Origin of the sequence: Phaeobacter cretensis (genome assembly GCF_047372505.1) — a bacterium.
Taxonomy (GTDB): Bacteria; Pseudomonadota; Alphaproteobacteria; order Rhodobacterales; family Rhodobacteraceae; genus Phaeobacter; species Phaeobacter cretensis.
Genome location: NZ_JBKBEU010000001.1, coordinates 61,428 through 78,956 on the forward strand (window position 1 = coordinate 61,428; position 17,529 = coordinate 78,956).

17 protein-coding genes and 1 tRNA gene are annotated in these 17,529 nt (G+C 56.3%); 7 read left to right on the forward strand and 11 right to left on the reverse strand.

The features are described from left to right. Positions 1-18: 18 nt before the first annotated feature. Positions 19-104: transfer RNA gene (locus tag ACEWZM_RS00355), tRNA-Leu, on the reverse strand. Between the two features lie 179 nt (positions 105-283). Here ACEWZM_RS00355 and ACEWZM_RS00360 point away from each other — a divergent pair. Both ACEWZM_RS00360 and ACEWZM_RS00365 read left to right on the forward strand, forming a co-directional pair. Then, positions 284-862 carry a YqaA family protein gene (locus ACEWZM_RS00360; RefSeq protein ID WP_414004550.1) on the forward strand — a complete coding sequence of 193 codons (579 nt, stop codon included), beginning with the start codon at positions 284-286 and terminating at the stop codon, positions 860-862. Between the two features lie 2 nt (positions 863-864). After that, complete coding sequence (locus ACEWZM_RS00365) at positions 865-1,335, forward strand: disulfide bond formation protein B (RefSeq protein ID WP_414004551.1); 471 nt, start codon at positions 865-867, stop codon at positions 1,333-1,335. Between the two features lie 60 nt (positions 1,336-1,395). Here the strand turns inward: ACEWZM_RS00365 and ACEWZM_RS00370 are convergent, their stop codons facing one another. After that, positions 1,396-1,821: an Lrp/AsnC family transcriptional regulator gene (locus ACEWZM_RS00370; protein WP_414004552.1), complete on the reverse strand. Its 426-nt coding sequence runs from the start codon at positions 1,819-1,821 to the stop codon at positions 1,396-1,398. Between the two features lie 112 nt (positions 1,822-1,933). On the opposite strand from ACEWZM_RS00370, the gene rocF reads away from it, so the two are divergent. Then, positions 1,934-2,860, forward strand: coding sequence for an arginase (gene rocF, locus ACEWZM_RS00375; protein WP_414004553.1), 927 nt, complete (start codon positions 1,934-1,936; stop codon positions 2,858-2,860). Positions 2,861-2,970: 110 nt separating this feature from the next. Next, positions 2,971-4,017, forward strand: a complete 1,047-nt coding sequence (locus ACEWZM_RS00380; protein ID WP_414004554.1) for an ornithine cyclodeaminase — start codon at positions 2,971-2,973, stop codon at positions 4,015-4,017. Between the two features lie 78 nt (positions 4,018-4,095). On the opposite strand, the gene ACEWZM_RS00385 is transcribed toward ACEWZM_RS00380, so the two are convergent. Next, positions 4,096-4,662 (reverse strand): HNH endonuclease, encoded by a 567-nt coding sequence (locus ACEWZM_RS00385; protein ID WP_414004555.1) that lies wholly within the window; start codon positions 4,660-4,662, stop codon positions 4,096-4,098. A gap of 617 nt (positions 4,663-5,279) precedes the next feature. Here ACEWZM_RS00385 and ACEWZM_RS00390 point away from each other — a divergent pair. Further along, a complete protein-coding gene (locus tag ACEWZM_RS00390) occupies positions 5,280-5,981 on the forward strand; it encodes a pseudouridine synthase (protein WP_414004556.1) in 702 nt (233 codons plus the stop codon). Positions 5,982-6,038: 57 nt separating this feature from the next. On the opposite strand, the gene ACEWZM_RS00395 is transcribed toward ACEWZM_RS00390, so the two are convergent. Continuing rightward, positions 6,039-6,704, reverse strand: a complete 666-nt coding sequence (locus ACEWZM_RS00395; RefSeq protein ID WP_414004557.1) for an alpha/beta hydrolase — start codon at positions 6,702-6,704, stop codon at positions 6,039-6,041. Further along, the gene (locus tag ACEWZM_RS00400; RefSeq protein WP_414007912.1) at positions 6,701-7,351 is read right to left on the reverse strand and encodes a DNA-3-methyladenine glycosylase family protein; all 651 of its coding nucleotides are present in this window, start codon (positions 7,349-7,351) and stop codon (positions 6,701-6,703) included. The genes ACEWZM_RS00395 and ACEWZM_RS00400 overlap by 4 nt, the downstream gene beginning before the upstream one ends. 124 nt (positions 7,352-7,475) lie before the next feature. Between ACEWZM_RS00400 and ACEWZM_RS00405 the strand changes: the two genes are divergently transcribed. Then, positions 7,476-8,702, forward strand: a complete 1,227-nt coding sequence (locus ACEWZM_RS00405) for an MFS transporter (protein WP_414004558.1) — start codon at positions 7,476-7,478, stop codon at positions 8,700-8,702. A gap of 123 nt (positions 8,703-8,825) precedes the next feature. Here the strand turns inward: ACEWZM_RS00405 and ACEWZM_RS00410 are convergent, their stop codons facing one another. The 5 genes from ACEWZM_RS00410 to ACEWZM_RS00430 form a co-directional block, all read right to left on the reverse strand. Then, positions 8,826-9,605, reverse strand: coding sequence for a squalene/phytoene synthase family protein (locus tag ACEWZM_RS00410; RefSeq protein ID WP_414004559.1), 780 nt, complete (start codon positions 9,603-9,605; stop codon positions 8,826-8,828). Beyond that, positions 9,605-11,236: a citramalate synthase gene (cimA, locus tag ACEWZM_RS00415; RefSeq protein ID WP_414004560.1), complete on the reverse strand. Its 1,632-nt coding sequence runs from the start codon at positions 11,234-11,236 to the stop codon at positions 9,605-9,607. The genes ACEWZM_RS00410 and cimA overlap by 1 nt, the downstream gene beginning before the upstream one ends. A 115-nt stretch (positions 11,237-11,351) precedes the next feature. Then, entirely contained in the window at positions 11,352-12,749 is a 1,398-nt protein-coding gene (gene cysS / locus ACEWZM_RS00420; RefSeq protein ID WP_414004561.1) for a cysteine--tRNA ligase, read from the reverse strand. Between the two features lie 331 nt (positions 12,750-13,080). After that, complete coding sequence (locus ACEWZM_RS00425; protein WP_414004562.1) at positions 13,081-13,662, reverse strand: outer membrane protein; 582 nt, start codon at positions 13,660-13,662, stop codon at positions 13,081-13,083. 404 nt (positions 13,663-14,066) lie between these two features. Continuing rightward, a complete protein-coding gene (locus tag ACEWZM_RS00430) occupies positions 14,067-14,660 on the reverse strand; it encodes an outer membrane protein (protein ID WP_414004563.1) in 594 nt (197 codons plus the stop codon). A gap of 475 nt (positions 14,661-15,135) precedes the next feature. Between ACEWZM_RS00430 and ACEWZM_RS00435 the strand changes: the two genes are divergently transcribed. Next, positions 15,136-16,686: a trimethylamine methyltransferase family protein gene (locus tag ACEWZM_RS00435; protein WP_414004564.1), complete on the forward strand. Its 1,551-nt coding sequence runs from the start codon at positions 15,136-15,138 to the stop codon at positions 16,684-16,686. Positions 16,687-16,747: 61 nt separating this feature from the next. On the opposite strand, the gene ACEWZM_RS00440 is transcribed toward ACEWZM_RS00435, so the two are convergent. Next, on the reverse strand, positions 16,748-17,491 hold the full coding sequence (locus ACEWZM_RS00440; RefSeq protein ID WP_414004565.1) for a glycosyltransferase family 2 protein: 744 nt from the start codon (positions 17,489-17,491) through the stop codon (positions 16,748-16,750). Between the last annotated feature and the right edge of the window lie 38 nt (positions 17,492-17,529).

The following is a 17,529-nucleotide window of genomic DNA, read 5'->3' on the forward strand; positions in this document are numbered from 1 at the left end:
CGCACTCTCTGCTTTTCATGGTACCCAAGGCCGGACTCGAACCGGCACGCTGTCACCAGCGGGGGATTTTGAATCCCCTGCGTCTACCATTCCGCCACTTGGGCCTCTGCCCTGTTCCTACCCAAGCCCGCGGCGGAGGTCCATAGCGAAATCGTGCTCTGAAGTGGGAAAATTCACAACACAGTGTGCGTGTATTCCCTGACCTTGGTCGACGATGGCGGTTGACCTGCCCGCGCCCGCGTGGCACCGCTCAAAACAGACCGCCAAGGAGAGAGCCTCGACAATGCTGCGCGCGCTATATGACCGAACCATGGCCTTGGCCGATCACCCAAAGGCTCTATGGTGGCTGGCAGGCGTTGCCTTCATCGAAAGCTCGGTTTTTCCGATTCCACCTGATGTGCTCATGATCCCAATGATTCTGGCCCGCCCCTCGCGGGCCTGGTTGATCGCGCTGGTTGCCTTGGTTGCATCAGTAGCAGGAGGCTTGCTTGGCTATGCGATAGGAGCGTTTTTCTACGACAGCATCGGACAGCCCGTCCTTGCCGCAATGGGCAAAGGCGATGCCATGGCGGATTTCAATCAGCGTTTTAATGATTTTGGGTTTTGGGCAGTTCTGATCGCGGGCATCACGCCCTTCCCCTACAAGGTGATCACAATAATGTCAGGCTGGACAGGAATGCCCATCGCAACCTTCATCGCGACCTCTATTATGGCGCGCGCATTGCGGTTTTTCGTGGTTGCCGGGCTACTGTGGAAATTTGGCGCGCCCATCCGCGACTTTATCGAACGCCGTCTGGGCCTTGTCTTTACAATCTTTGTCGTGTTGTTGTTCGGCGGATTTTTCGCACTAAAGGTCCTATAGATATGAGCCGATTCCTCATCCTGATTGCCACTGCCGGATCAGCTGCACTATTGCTTGGTGCCTTTGGATTTCAGTACATCGGCGATATGCCACCATGTAAACTGTGTATCTGGCAGCGTTATCCGCATGGAGGCGCAATTGCGATCGGAATTTTGGCTCTGGCATTGCCGATGGCCGTCCTGCCGTACCTTGGTGCGCTGGCAGCGTCAGTGACCGCTGGTATCGGTGCATATCATACAGGAGTGGAGCATGGCTGGTGGGAAGGTCCGAACTCCTGCACTTCCGGACCGATTGGCGACCTCAGCTCCGAAGACCTTATGCAGCAGATCATGTCCGCGCCGTTGGTGCGTTGTGACGATGTTCCGTGGGAGATGTTCGGCATGTCCATGGCAAGTTGGAATGCAATCGCCTCACTCCTGTTGGCTATGATCTGGATTGCTGCGGCGAACCATATGCGCAAAAACCGGATCTAAAGTCCGCATCAACGCGGGCGCGCAACGGGACGTCACTGGTGTGCCATTGGAGGCTAGAGTTCAGCTGTCCTTCTTGGTGGCAAGCAGTAAGCTGGTTTCGCTGCTCACGACACCCTCGAATGTGCGAACCTTGGCAAGAGCGGCATCAAGAGTTTCGAGCGTTTCGGTGCCCAGCTCGACAATCAAATCCCAACGCCCGTTGGTGGTGTGAATAGCCCTGATTTCCGGCAGCCCCTGAAGCTGCCGGGTAATGCGGCTGGTGCCGCGACCTTCGATACCGATCATCATCAACCCACGCACCGGGTCGCGCAGTACGTCCTCTTTCAGTACAACTGAGAACCCCAGGATATCGCCCTTCGCCTGCAATCGTTCTATCCGGGCCCGAACCGTGGTGCGTGACAGGTTCAGCTGCAATGCCAGATCGGACAGAGAAGCACGTGCATTATGGCGCAGTGCTGCGATCAGGCGCTCATCCGTTTTGTCCAATTTACTCTCCGTCTTGAACACTCACCATGCTATATGGGCGATTTGAATGCTATATTCTACCTCAAATCGGAGATTTCTATGAGTGTACATGTTTGACAAAGGAGACGAGTGCGTGACTTCCAAGACCTGTATTCTGATTGGCGCCCCCGTAGACAGCGGAAAGCGGCGCGCTGGGTGCCTGATGGGCCCCGACGCCTATCGCACCGCCGGTCTTGGACGCGCCATCGAAAGCTTGGGTCATAAGGTTATCGACCAAGGCAACTTGCGCCCAGCAAACCACGAGGCAGATACCAACGACGGTATTGTGTTTGCCCGAAACGAGACCATTGGCTGGACCAATCGCCTGATCCGTGCTGCGGAAGAGGCCATGAAGAGTGGCTTGCCTATCTTCTTGGGGGGCGACCACTCATTATCGCTCGGCTCAGTGGCCGGGGTCGCAAATCACGCCGCCAAAGAAGGGCGCCCGCAATTCGTATTGTGGCTGGACGCACATACCGATTTCCACACGCCTGCAAGCTCTGACAGTGGCAACCTTCACGGAACCCCTGTGGCTTACTTCACCGGACGCCCGGATTTTGCAGGCTTTCCCAAGGTTCAAAACCCGGTCCCAGAAGGAAATGTCTGCATGATCGGCCTGCGCTCGGTTGATACGCCAGAACGTCTGGCATTGGAGGCCAGCAATATCCATCGCCACGATATGCGTGAAATTGACGAAAACGGCATTGCTGGCCCGCTGTCGACCTTCCTCAACCGGGTGGCTGAGGCAAATGGCATGCTGCATGTCTCGCTGGATGTGGACTTCCTTGATCCAGCTGTAGCCCCAGCCGTGGGGACCACGGTGCCCGGCGGAGCCACGGTGCGTGAGGGGCATCTGGTCTGCGAGATGCTGCATGACTCCGGTCTGATGACCTCGCTTGATCTGGTGGAATTGAACCCATTTCTGGATGAACGTGGCCGCACCGCGCATCTTATGGTCGACCTCTGTGCGTCAGCCTTGGGACGCCGGGTATTTGACCGTCCGACACGGAGCTATCAATAAGCGCTGCACAACCTTGCTGACGCATTCCATACAAACACTCGAAACCGCTGGCGGGCCGGTGCACCGCATGTTGGCAACATCCGCTGTAGCCCCAGTGAAAGGATCCACTCATGACCCAACCCTCCGATAAGGCGCTTGTGCCTTTTGTAAGCGTCGACAATATGATGCGCCTTGTTCATCATGTCGGGATCGATACCGTGATGAAAGATCTCGCTGCGTATATCGAAGATGATTTCAAACGCTGGGAGCTGTTCGACAAGACACCCCGTGTCGCCAGCCATTCCGACGTGGGCGTAATCGAATTGATGCCGACATCGGACGGTGAAGCCTATGGTTTTAAATATGTAAACGGCCATCCTAAGAACACATCCGAGGGACTTCAGACTGTCACTGCCTTTGGCCTTTTGGCCGATGTCTACACCGGCTATCCGGTGCTTCTGACGGAAATGACCATTCTGACGGCCCTGCGTACAGCCGCGACCTCAGCCATGGTTGCCAAGCATCTCGCCCCCAAAGGCGCTACTACGATGGCGATGATTGGCAATGGCGCACAGTCCGAATTTCAATCTCTGGCGATGCAGGCGATCTGCGGCCTGTCGTCGGTCCGCCTTTATGACATCGACCCTGCCGCCACCGCGAAATGCGCAGCCAACCTCGCAGCCAGCGGATTGACCGTTGTAGCCTGCAAGACACCGGAAGAGGCCATCGAAGGCGCTCAGATCCTGACAACCTGCACCGCCGACAAGCAGTGCGCCACTATCCTGACCGACAACATGGTCGGCAGCGGTGTCCACATCAATGCGATTGGCGGGGATTGCCCCGGTAAGACAGAGCTTGCACCGGGCATCCTTACACGCTCCGACGTATTTGTTGAATTCCCGCCCCAGACACGCGTCGAGGGCGAAATTCAGCAGATGCCCGAAGATTTCGAGGTCACCGAGCTGTGGCAGGTGATCCTGGGTCAGAAACCTGGGCGGCGTGATGATAAGCAGATCACTCTGTTTGACAGTGTAGGCTTCGCGATCGAGGATTTCTCAGCTCTGCGCTACATCCGCGACCAGATCAAGGGCACCGATTTCTTTCTTGAGCTGGATATGCTGGCCGATCCCGATGATCCGCGTGATCTCTTTGGCATGGTCCAACGCGCAAAGAGCTAATTCCAGCTCTGTGTAAACGAAAGAAGGCCCAGCATTTTGGTCGGGGCCTTCTTTGCAATTACCTATGTTTCTAATCGCTTAACTGTCCAGCTCACTATCCCAGTAGAGAAAATCCATCCACGTCTGGTGCAGTTCCGGTTTTGGTCGCGGTAGGCGCCGGGCAATGGCATCCAATTCGTGCGGCGTCGGAACGAAGGCTTTGCGGCGCAGTTTCAATCCGACCTCCTGAGGCGTCAGATTGCCCTTGCGCAGATTATCAGCGCTGCAGCAGGCCACGATGTTCGTCCAGGACGAAGCCCCACCCTTACTGCGCGGGATTACATGGTCAAATGTAAGATCCTTAGCTGCGAACTTCTGGCCACAATACTGGCAGCAGAACTCATCGCGCAGAAATACGTTATAGCGCGTAAAGGCCACCTTCTTACGCTTGCGGTAGCGTTTGAGCGCAACAACAGCAGGAACCTCAAAGGCTTCCGTGGCCGAATGCACCGCGACATCTTCATAGGTCTTAACCTGAATCACACGCTCCTGATGAACGGCGACAAAGGCATCTTGCCAGTTGCAGACAGACAGCGGCGCCCAGCTAAGCGGCTGCATATCTGCATTCAGAATCAACGTTCTGAGACTACCAACGGCGACGGTCATGCTGCACCTCCTCGTTCCAATGACAGTGGCCTGCGCCCGGACCGGAGCCATTGACCAGAAACCCTGAACGCGCTGAAGACACCGCGTTGAAAAGTCCCGGTATTAGAAAAAACAAAAGCGCGTGGAGCCCACGCGCTTGTCTTTGGATCAGTTATCTTGGAGCCAGAGGTCCGCGACTGGACCGACATATGGCTCGGCATTGGCCAAACACGTATTCGCAGACCGGTTCGCGGTCTCAATCGCAGCGAAACATAGCTATACTGGGTCACAGATAAGTCCGCGCCAATAGGTTCGGCAGCGCTCCACTGTGGTCTGGCTTGTTGCTGATGGATCTGCATGTTCTGCAACGACTCAATCGCCCTGTCTGTCTGCGTTTCGACACCAGAGCGGGGAGCCCGCCCCTGCTTAGAATTAACTATATATCGTGTCGGGCAACTGGCAAGCCCCCATTATCAATGATCTGTGTGGGATCTCAGCCTGTCACTGGGTCAAGCGGTAGGGTGATTCCATGACAGCCGCGTAACAACCCCGAACGGGGCACCTAAGGACAGTCTGAGACATCACCCATCCGCCCTGTTCCCCTTGTCAGCACCCTACCCTCTGCCTATTGCGGGCACATGACCAAATTGATCCGATTTAACAAACCCTACGACGTGCTGCCTCAGTTCACTGATGGCGGCAGCAAAGGCAGCCCACGTGCAACTCTCAGCGACTGGATTGACCTACCGGGTGTTTACCCCGCCGGCCGATTAGATCGCGACAGTGAGGGCCTGATGCTGCTGACCGACGAAGGTCGCTTGCAGGCCTGGATATCTGATCCTCAGCATAAAATGCCAAAGACCTACTGGGTGCAGGTCGAAGGCACGCCAGATGCTGCCGCGATACAGGCGCTTGCCGAAGGTGTGGAGCTGAAGGACGGGCTAACCCGCCCAGCAAAGGCCGCACTGATCACCGAACCAGATGGCATTTGGGCGCGCAATCCGCCAATCAGGGTACGCAAGTCCATCCCCGACAGTTGGATTGCATTGACCATCCGTGAGGGGAAAAACCGGCAAGTTCGACGGATGACAGCCGCGGTTGGCCATCCGACGCTGCGCCTGATCCGTGCCGCTATCGGGATCTGGACCCTTGATGGATTAGCGCCAGGAACCTGGGATGATCTGGAAGCGCCAGCTATTCCCGGCCCGCCAAAGCCTAAACCTGCCCCAAACCGGCAGGCGATTGCCCGGCGTCAGGCCGCAACCAACAATGGCGGATCAGTAAGGCCAACAGATGGACCGAAGCCGCCCAGAAAACCACGAAAGCCGCGTAAGCGTTGAACCGCGCGACTCTCGATTTTGAGTGGCAAGCTTGATCCAATACCGATCCTTAGTGGATCAAAGGCCGAGCTTATCCCGCATGAAGGCCAGCGCCACGCTGAGTCCATCGGGGGCGATTCCGTGGCCGGTCCCTTTCATGATGTGTGCAAAAACATCCTGAAACCCAGCTTCGCCCAGTGCGTCGGCTGCCTCGGGTAACGATTGCGGTGGCACAACATCATCAGCGTCACCATGGACCAGAAGTATGGGCATCTTGGAGACCACCTCATCCTTCAACGTCTCGGGCGACAGCAGTCGGCCTGAGAAAGCCACAACCCCGGAAATTGCGTCTTCACGGCGCGGTGCGACATGCAGGCTCATCATTGTGCCTTGGGAGAATCCAAAGAGCACAACCTGCTCTGGTAGAACGTCCTCATCTACCATCAATGCATCGAGAAACGCGTTCAGATCCTCAACCGATGCTGTCATCCCTCGCATCGATTCCTCTTCTGACGATCCATCAATCCAAGGAATTGGAAACCACTGGAGGCCAAACGGGGTGCCAGCGCAGCGCTCCGGCGCGTCGGGTGCCACAAACAGCGTGTCCGGCAGATGTTCGCCGAGCGGATCAGCCAACCCCAGAAGGTCAGCGCCATTCGCCCCGTAGCCATGCAGAAACACAACCACTGATCGGGTCTGTCCCGACAAAGGTGCTTTGCGCTCGGCTTTCAATACTCGTGTCATCGGATCCCTTCCCTGTCCTTTGCCACCCGGTAATAGGCCCAGAGCACGCGCGCCGCAACCGACCGCCAGGGAGACCAGGCCTCGGCGATGCGTCTCATCTCAGCAGGCTTTGGGCGATCAGGTAAATCGAGAAGCACCCGCGCCCCTTCTTGCAGGGCCAGATCTCCATGGGCAAACACATCCGCGCGCCCGAGCGAGAACATCGCGTAGATCTCTGCCGTCCAGGTGCCGATGCCTGAGACCTGTGTGAGGATCTTGATCACCTCGGCATCCGGTTGGCTCCGCAGAGCATCATAGTCGATCCGGGCCTGAGCCAACGCATGGGCGTAACGTATTTTCTGTCGACTAAGGCCTGCGCTGCGCAATTCGTCTTCGCTGGCAACAGCAACTGCCGATTCCGTATTGAGCCCCGCCTCAACCATCCGACCCCATATAGCATTGGCGGAGGCTACACTGACCTGTTGGCTAACGATTGCGCTCAATAACTCGGCGAAACCTTCCGGCTTACGGCGTAGTGGCAGCTGCCCACAGAGATCAATGGCCCTTGCAAAACGCGGGTCATGAGCAACGAGCCAATCCGCGCCATCCTGCACACAGGCGTCACTAGTGATGATCCGGCCTACGGTCGGATCATCAGCGCCATCCATGCTGACATCCTGCGGTTTTTGCGATTGTCTCACTTACATATCCCCTCGCGTCTTTTTCGCGCGCATTGCGCACCCATGCAGCATCAATCTTGCCCCGCCGGAATTTCGGGGATACGCATTTCGCATGACTGACAGACTCCCCCTCCCCGACGACAGCGTTGCCAAGCGCAATGTGCTCATTCTCGTGCTCGCGCAGGCCTTTTTGGGGGCGCAGATGCCGATGATCTTCACCATTGGTGGTCTCGCAGGTCAATCGCTTGCCAGCAATGCTTGTTTTGCAACGTTGCCGATTTCGCTGATTGTGGCTGGATCCATGCTGGCTGCCACGCCGATTTCAGCGATTATGCAGCGATATGGGCGCAAGGTCGGCTTCTTTGTGGGTGCGGCAGGTGGCACGCTTGGCGGTATTATCGGGGCATACGGGCTATACCTTGGATCTTTCCCTATTTTTCTGCTCGGCAGTTTCCTGACTGGTATCTATATGAGCGCGCAGGGTTTTTACCGCTTTGCCGCCACGGACACCGCGTCGGATTCCTTCCGGCCCAAGGCGATCTCCTATGTGATGGCAGGCGGATTGTTGTCCGCCATTATCGGCCCGCAAATTGTGAAAGCAACCAGCCAGGCCTTTGTGATCCCATTCCTCGGCACCTATATGGCGGTGGTTGCAGTGAATGTACTGGGCGCAATCCTGTTCCTGTTTCTCAAAATTCCCAAACCGCCAGTTCCAAGCGAAGATGCACCCAAAGGCCGCAGCAGAATGGAATTACTGCGCACGCCCACCATCGCTGTCGCCGTCATCTGTGCCATGGTCTCCTATGCGTTGATGAACCTGGTCATGACCTCCACACCGCTGGCCGTTGTTGGGTGTGGCTTTAGCGAGGGCAAAGCTGCCGACGTCGTTACCGCACATGTTCTGGCAATGTATGTGCCATCGTTCTTTACCGGTCATCTGATCGCGCGGTTTGGTGTCGAAAAAATCGTTGGTGCAGGCCTGATAGTGCTCGCAGGTGCAGGCGCTGTTGCATTGCATGGCGTGGATCTGGAAAACTTCTTTGTTGCTCTGGTATTGTTAGGCATTGGCTGGAATTTTGGGTTTATCGGTGCAACCACCATGCTGGCCGGCGCGCATGAGAGCTATGAGCGTGGCCGCATGCAGGGGCTCAATGATCTGCTGGTCTTTGGCGGCGTGACCTTTGCCTCGCTTGCCTCCGGCGGGTTGATGAACTGCTCCGGTGGCAGTGCTGTCGAGGGCTGGACTGCCGTCAACATAGCGATGGCTCCGTTCCTGGTACTGGCGGGCGGTGCACTGTTGTGGCTGATGCTACGACCGCGTCCACTCCGCGATATTTAGCCCGTACGCTTCTGTTTGGGCGGCACCGACCTGCATTTGATATCCAGTGATATCTGACGGCAAAACTAAAAAGACGCCTGACGGGAAACCGCAGGCGTCTTTTTCTATACCACTTTGGCAGGGCTACCAGCAGCCAGTTGCAACCCGGTAGATCAAGCTTGCTCGGCGGTGGAATTCACTGGTGCCCAATGCACCCTCTGCAACCCGTTGCGGAGCCGATATTGCTTGCTTCAGTATCGTACTGGCCTGCCAGCCCGGCAGCAGGGCGGGTCGCGCCGACGCCGCAATCGCCCCCCGGTTGGCGCGCACTTCTTTTAACGCGGTCAGTCCGCTCTGGGCCAGCGCGCGCACTCCTTCAGATGTGCCATCCAGTAGCGGCACTCGTTTTTCCGCAACCAACTTAGGGATCGCGCGCAACCAATTGGCCACACCAACACCATAAGCAAATCGGCGCACAGATTGCTCATCTTCCGCACCCAAAGTTGCAGCCGCCAACCACATCAATGACCCGGACGTCTTGTCGATATGATCGACCAGCGCGGCCTCATCATCGAACGGATCACGGTAGATATCCCAGCGCCGCGCCTCTGCCATTGAATCGATATGAACCCCAAGGTCGGACCGCAGCACCTGCCCTAAGGGCGTTGCAACATAGTGGCGGCGTACCGGACCGCCAGCCGCAATCTCTGCACCAACATCGCGCCACCACTGGACGCGCATCTCAGCAATCATTGCCTCGGTCGACGCCCAGGGTGCGCGTGACAGTTCCAGATTGAAGGCATAGATCGCAAATAGCGGTTTACGAACCGCGACCGGAGAGGCCATGACCGTTGCAAACCTATCAGGATCACCTTTGTGCACCAGATCGGCACAGGCGGTCATATCGTCATCAAATTCTATCATCAGGACTGGTCGCCGGCCGCACCGGTGTCACGCAAAAGCTTCCACCGGATTGCATCCAGCAAAGCCTCAAATGACGCGTCAATTATGTTGGCACTGACGCCAACCGTAGACCAACGCCGACCTTTGCCGTCTTCGCTGTCGATTATGACCCGCGTCACCGCCTCTGTGCCGCCTTGTGTGATCCGCACCTTGAAATCGACCAATCGCATGTCGTCCAGCGCCTTGCTGTAGTGGCCCAAATCTTTGGTGAGCGCCTTGGCCAATGCATTGACCGGCCCGCGGTCGTTGCCGGTTTCATCAAGGGATTCACTGACCGAAAGCAGCTTTTGACCATCTACCTTCACAACCACGACGGCCTCTGACAGCGACACCATGCGGTCATACTTGTTCTTGCGCCGCTCAACTGTGACTTTGTATCGTTTCACCTCAAAGAAACTGGGCAACTGTCGCAGCTCTTCACGGGCCAAAATCTCAAACGACGCCTGCGCCGTATCATAGGAATAGCCATCAGCCTCCCGTGTCTTGATCCGCTCCAGGATCCGCGCAAGTGCCGGGTCACCCTTATCAACACTCAATCCCGCTTCGGACAGTCGACGGCGCAGGTTCGATTGCCCCGCCTGATTGGACATCGGGATGATGCGTGTATTTCCGACCCGCGCCGGATCGATATGCTCATAGGTACTCGGATCTTTCAGGATCGCGCTAGCATGCAGCCCTGCCTTATGCGCAAAGGCTGACGCGCCTACATAAGCCGCCTGTTTCATCGGTACCCGGTTCAGAATTTCGTCCAACATCCGACTAAGAGCTGTCAGAGTGCTGAGCCCTTCCAGATCGATGCCGATATCATAGCGATCCGCATAGGGGTGTTTCAGCAGGAGCGTCGGGATCAATGTGGTCAGATTCGCGTTGCCGCAACGCTCTCCCAATCCATTCAATGTGCCCTGGATCTGCCGTGCGCCGGCATCGACTGCTGCAAGCGAACAGGCCACCGCGTTTTCGGTATCATTGTGAGTGTGGATGCCTAAGCGATCCCCCGGCAATCCTGCCGCAATCACCTCAGCAACAATACGTCCGACGTCGCCCGGCAAAGTTCCACCGTTGGTGTCACAAAGCACGACCCAGCGCGCACCAGCATCCAGCGCCGCGCGACAGGCCTCCAACGCATAGTCAGGGTTGTCATTGTAGCCATCAAAGAAATGCTCGGCGTCAAACAATGCCTCACGGCCCTTTGCAACAAGATGCGCAACCGAGGCCCGGATATTGTCGAGGTTTTCCTCAAGCGTGATCCCCAGCGCGTGTGTGACGTGGTAGTCATGGCTTTTGCCCACCAGACAGACCGCCTCCGTGCCGGCGTTCAATACGGCCGCCAGGACATCATCATTTGCGGCAGAGCGCCCTACCCGTTTGGTCATACCGAAGGCCGTCATGGTCGCACGTGTCTTTGGGCTTGCGTCGAAGAAACCACTATCGGTTGGGTTCGCGCCTGGCCAGCCACCCTCGATGTAATCCACCCCAAGATCATCCAGAGCCCTTGCAATCTGCACCTTTTCAGCGGTGGAAAACTGCACGCCTTGGGTTTGTTGCCCGTCCCGCAGCGTGGTGTCATATAGGTAAAGACGTTCTTTGGTCATGGCTGGCCTTATGGCTTGGCAAATGATAGTCGCCCCCACCCATGAGGGCCCGTGTAGTCTGGTCGTTATGCCGCGGGAGGCTAGTCACCAACCCGCAGCAATCTAAGTTCAGGCCCTAAATTGCGCTCAGTTTGTCTGCATCAAACTCAGGACCCGGAACAAGTTCAACGCTATCCTTGGACATGCGAACCTCAACCCCGGCTGCAAGATAGGCGGTTTTCAAACGATCCACCTCAGAGAAGTCCTTGGTAGCCATTGCCGCCTGACGTGCGTCGAAAAGTGCGTTTTCATAAGCGGTTAGATCGATATCTTCACCTTCCGCCCAAGCACCCATCTCTTCGCTCAACAGGCCTAGCAATTGTGCCGATGCCAACAGATCCGCGGCCTCACCGCCTGAGGCAAGCCGGTGCAACTCCGTTAATGCTCCGGCAGTGTTCAGATCATCCGACAGTGCATCAATAACAGAGGTCGTCGCGGTCGTCGCAGGTACGGCACCCTTTGTCAGAGCACGCCACTTGCGCAAAGTTGCCTCTGATTCCTTTGCCTTTTTGTCGGTCCAATCCATCGGCTTGCGATAATGGGTTTGCAAAAACACAAGCCGGATCACCTCCCCCGGATAGCCCTGATCCAAAAGGTCCCGAACGGTAAAGAAGTTGCCCAGCGACTTGGACATCTTCTTGCCCTCGACCTGCAGCATCTCATTGTGCAGCCATATTTTTGCAAATTCACCGTCGGGATGGGCGCAGCAGCTTTGCGCAATTTCATTCTCGTGATGTGGGAACATCAGATCATTGCCGCCGGCGTGAATGTCAAAACTGTCGCCAAACAGCTCATGGCTCATTGCCGAGCATTCGATATGCCAGCCCGGCCGGCCACGGCCCCAAGGACTTTCCCACCCCGGCAGCTCGTCGGTCGATGGCTTCCACAAAACAAAATCCATTGGATCGCGTTTGTTGTCTGCCACCTCGACCCGCGCGCCCGCGATCATGTCGTCAACCGACCGGCCAGACAGCGCACCATAGTCGGCATAGCTCTTGACCGAAAACAGCACGTGACCCGCCCCATCTGCATAGGCATGATCCTTAGCAATCAACTCTTCGATCATCGCGATCATCTGCGGGATGTAAGCCGTCGCACGTGGCATGTGATCCGGCTCAAGGGCACCGAGCTGCCCCATGTCATTGAGATACCAGCTGATGGTTTCTTCTGTGCGCTCCTGAACCAGCTCTTCGAGTGTTCCGGGTACACCCGCTTCCATGCGCGCAAGAGCTGTTGCATTGATCTTGTCATCTACGTCCGTGAAATTACGCGCGTACGTGACGTGATCAGCGCCATAGGCATGGCGCAGCAACCGGTAGAGCACATCAAACACCACGACCGGGCGCGCATTTCCCAAATGGGCGCGGTCATAAACCGTCGGCCCACAGAGATAGAGGCGCACATCGTCAGGGTTGATCGGATCCAGCACCTCTTTGCCTCTCGTGCGGGTGTTGTGCAGCTTGATCGTCGTCATCACTATTCCTTCGTCTGACCATAGCGCCTTAACGCCCTTGGCCGATCTCCCAACGGGTACCGCGGATAAGCGGCGCACAGCGCGGGCTTAGCAACTTGTTCAAAAGAAAGGAACGACAGATACCAGCCCGCTGAATTTTTCAGCAGGTAATGCAGCAGGTAATAATGTTGCATATCTGGTTCATGAGATTGGCATAACACAGCGAGAATGCCCCGCCAAGCCTGCAATTTGGGCATTACCCTCATGTTCTCGGCGATCGTAAATTTGCATATAAAAACAGCGCGCCCATATTGAAATGGACGCGCTGCGATACTCACAAATTAGGCTGAGGTCAGAACTGGAACGACGCCCGCAAAGCAACGGTGGTCGCATCCGCGCCAATGCCGGAGCTGCCAAGATTGTCAAAGTCATGCTCCAACACTTCGCCACCCAAGGTCCATTGATCAGTCACACGGTAAGCGACGCCGATACCGTAGAATTCACCGGTTTCATCACCGACCGACGTGTCGACCTGAGCCACGCCTCCAGTCACATAGGCAAGTACAGGACCGAAATCATAACCTGCCTTGAGCTTGCCACGCAGGACCGAGTCGACGGTAGCACCGCCGCCCAAATCCACATCAGTGGCGTCAAAATCGACTTCACCGCCAACGACAAAACGGCCAAAGTCATAGTTGTAGCCGGCATGCACACCATAAGATACATCATCCCCCGACAGACCGGTGCTGGTGTCTGCATCCAGCTGGCCGATCTGGCCGCCGACATAGGCACCAGTCCAGTCGCCACCATCATTCGCCACTACGACAGGCGGGGCTGATGGGGTCGGAACAAGAACCGGCTCTTCCAGGTTCCCAGCAAAGGTTGGGGTGCTCAGGACTGCGGCCATGGCGGCCATAGATACGATACGAGTCATCTCGACTTCTCCTTGTCTGTCTTTACGACATCTGGCTTTTCTAAGACGCGCTACTCTCGCGTCTGCTTCCCCTAAAGAAGATCGAAGACCGATTTGTTCCAGACCCTGCTGTGGTTTTCCGGATTCTTGCGCGTCAAATGGCCGAAAACCACTCCCCAAAGCAGGTTCTTGCTGACCGCTTTGACGCGGCAATACGCCGATTGGCAAAGCTGCGCGCAGCATGGATGCAACAGGCCAATTTCTGCTTGCCCAATGCAGTGCGCGTACAATCGCGTGATCATCTACCGAGCAGGTCGGCAGTCTGATGGGGGATGTAATTTGGGGATGGAAGCGGCGCTGGAGTCGGATCCGCAGCTCAATGACGGATACGTAAATCAGGAACCGGGGTCAGGATGTTTGGTTCGTCAGAACCGAAAAGACGCGCGGATCGACAGAATATCGCGTGACGGTGCCTGCAGGGCTGCACCATCATTGGCGTCCTGATGCAGATATTCACCACTCAACCGCAGAGCCCGGTTGAGAGAATAGCTGACGCCAAGGCCATAGACTGCCCCATTATCGCTATCGGTCGCGGTCTCATTGCGGGCCGAGCCAATGGTTACATACCCAAGCGTCTGGCCCATGTCGTAGCCAGCACGCAGTTTCACGCGGTGGGTATGATCTTCCTGCGGGCTAACGCTTGCACGACCGCTTCGATCAACTTCGATCTCACCGCCCAGAACCAACCGGCCAAAATCATGATCGTAGCCAAGATGTAGTCCTGATGCTGTCGTCGAACCTGTATCTGATTGGGATTGATGGCTTTGCGTAATCGACGCACCCAGAAAAACGCCACTCCAATCCTCAGCCAATACAGGAGTGCATCCAATAAACACTCCGCCCAGTCCGGCGATGAGATTACGCAGCGAGAACACATCCAATGCGGGCTTGCAACCTACCCGCCGCTGAGCGTGTGGCGAGCAGTTTTCATCTGTTCTGCAAAAGAAGGCCGGTGTCATCGGCGCTGCCCTTTCTGGCGGCTCGCCATTCAGGCGCGCATGGTTGTCCAACTACGACGAGTATCGATCCAAATGCTTAACACTCGGTTCAGCATGATCGCTTTTCCAAAGTGTCCGAAGTAGCGGGACGAAGACAGCCCCACCGTGCCACTTAATGCGTTATAATAATTACCTTTTTACGCTATTTACTACCAGTTTAACGGACGACCTCCAGCTGAGGTGATTTGAAATTTAAGTCGCAAATTTCACAAAGGTCGCAAATGAGATAGAATCGGTCGCCCTCTGTGCAACGATGTCCAGAGGTCAACGGAGCATCGAAATGGCAGAAAGACAGCCAGGGAAACAGTCAGGTGAACAATGGTTCATCATCCTGATTGGCCGAACCATCGGTGCGTCCCGTGGCCGGGCAGCTCGGGGTCGTCCGCAGGGGATCTGAGCCGATCAGCCCCCTGAACTAAGCCAAAAGAGACCTCAAATGACAGATCAATCAAACGCCCCTCGTGCGGCGCGCAGCGGTGGCCGAGCCGCACGTCGAGCTGCACGTGCAGCACCGCTTGCCGATCACCTGCGCCCAGTTCGTGCCGGGTTGGAGGGTGGACAGTATCGCCCACTCAGCAACGCGGGCGTCGAACGCATTCACCAAGCTGCGCTTGATGCGCTAGAACAAATCGGCCTTGCTGATGCCCCGCCCACCGGGGTCGCCTATCTGACGGCAGCGGGCTGCATTGAAGGCGAAGACGGTCGTATCCGCTTCCCGCGCGCACTGGTTGAAGACACCATTCGCAACGCCAATCGTAGCGTCATCCTGCATGGTCGGGATCCAAAGAACGACCTGCATCTATCTGGAGATAAAGTACATTTTGGGACTGCCGGTGCTGCTGTTCACCTGGTCGAAATCGATGGGCGCAATTACCGGGAATGCACAGTTCAGGATCTACACGATGCCGCCCGTATATGTGACCGAATGGATAATATCCATTTCCTGCAGCGCCCTATGGTGGCACGCGATATCACCGACAATCTGGAGATGGATCTAAACACGATCTATGCCTGCTGTTCCGGTACATCAAAACATGTCGGCACCTCCTTTTCCGAACCCGCTTTTGTCGGGCCGGTGATCGAGATGCTGCATATGATCGCCGGTGGAGAAGCCGCCTGGCGTGAGCGTCCGTTTGTCTCCAACTCAAACTGTTTTGTCGTACCACCTATGAAATTCGCCACAGAAAGCTGCGAAGCGATGGAGGCTGCCATATTGGCCGGCATGCCGGTGCTGCTTCTCTCCGCTGGGCAGGCCGGCGCAACTGCGCCTGCACCTATCGCTGGTGCGATTGTGCAGGCGGTGGCGGAATGCCTTGCTGGGCTGGTTTATGTAAACGCGATAAAGCCAGGTGCGCCCGCTATATTTGGCACTTGGCCCTTTGTTTCCGATTTGCGGACGGGTGCAATGTCTGGAGGGTCCGGGGAGCAGGCGCTTTTGTCTGCGGGTTGCGCGCAGATGCATTCATTCTATGGCCTGCCCGGCGGTGCTGCGGCAGGGATTGCAGATGCGAAAATGCCGGATATGCAGGCTGGATGGGAGCAGATGTGCTCTAACGTGCTTGCGGGACTGTCCGGGCTAAACATGGTTTATGAGGCCGCGGGCATGCACGCATCGCTGCTCGGTTTCTGTCTTGAGTCGCTGATCCTGGGTGACGATCTGATTGGTCAGGCACTGCGCTGCGTTCGGGGGATCGAGGTCGACGAGGACTCTGTCAGTCTGGAAACCATACGCGCCACCTGTATCGGTGGGCCCGGCCATTATCTGGGTTCGGATCAGACATTGGGACGGATGCAAACTGACTATATTTACCCCGCGCTTGCTGATCGCACGTCACCCAAGGAGTGGGTAGAGATCAATAAGCCCGACCTGATTGCAAAGGCTATTTCGCGCAAGATCGAAATCCTGTCTGAGCCATCACGGGCACAGTTTGATCCAGTGTTAGACATGGCGATACGAGAACATTTCAACATCCACTTATCTCGCTAAGATATTGAAAATGTTGGATGGGCATTTTAGCCGCCCATCCAGCGTCGCTCCCAGATACGCTCTACAACGCTTTCAAGCGCTGCCTGAAATACTCCAACCAGCCGCGCAATCTGGTGGTTTTGGCAAACTTACGGCTCATGTAACGCAATTCTCTCTGGCGCAGTGCTTTGCTAACCGAGGCGCTGACTTGCCCGTCGTGCATACGGTTTGCGATCACTGTATCCTCGACAATCGCCGGATGCCCGTATCTGTCCCACAGCCGCTTGTAGAGATCGACATCCATCAACCATATCAATTCCTCGTCGAAACTCATCAGCGACGCACGGCGCATTGCGAGCACAGAGGGGCTGGAGACGGTGTTTTTACCAAAGTGCAAGCGATCAGTCAGGCGCGGGGTCATCGGACGCATCAGAGTATGGCCATCACGCGTTACGCCAGAGCCGCAAAGGCACCAATCAGCGCCCTGCCCCATCGCATCAAAGATCGCTTTCAGACCGTTGATATCAATAATAAAATCGTCCTGAAAAAGCACTTTGACAACATCGCCCGAGGCGTGAACCATCGCGTTGTTCACATTGGCAGAAGCCTGCCTAGGTCCATCACGGTTCCACAGATGGGTGATAGATAGACGATCTTCATACGCCCGACACAGGGTCTCTACGTCCGCGTCATCTGATTGATCAGACACGACAATATCAAAATCGGTAAAACTCTGTTTGCAGAGGTGGTCAAAGGACTCTGCCAGATACCGCGCACCATCCCCGCCCATTGCATAGGCCGGTATGCAGATCGTGATCGCTGGCATATTCGTATCCTTGGCCAAGAGCGTTTGTCCCTGCCTAG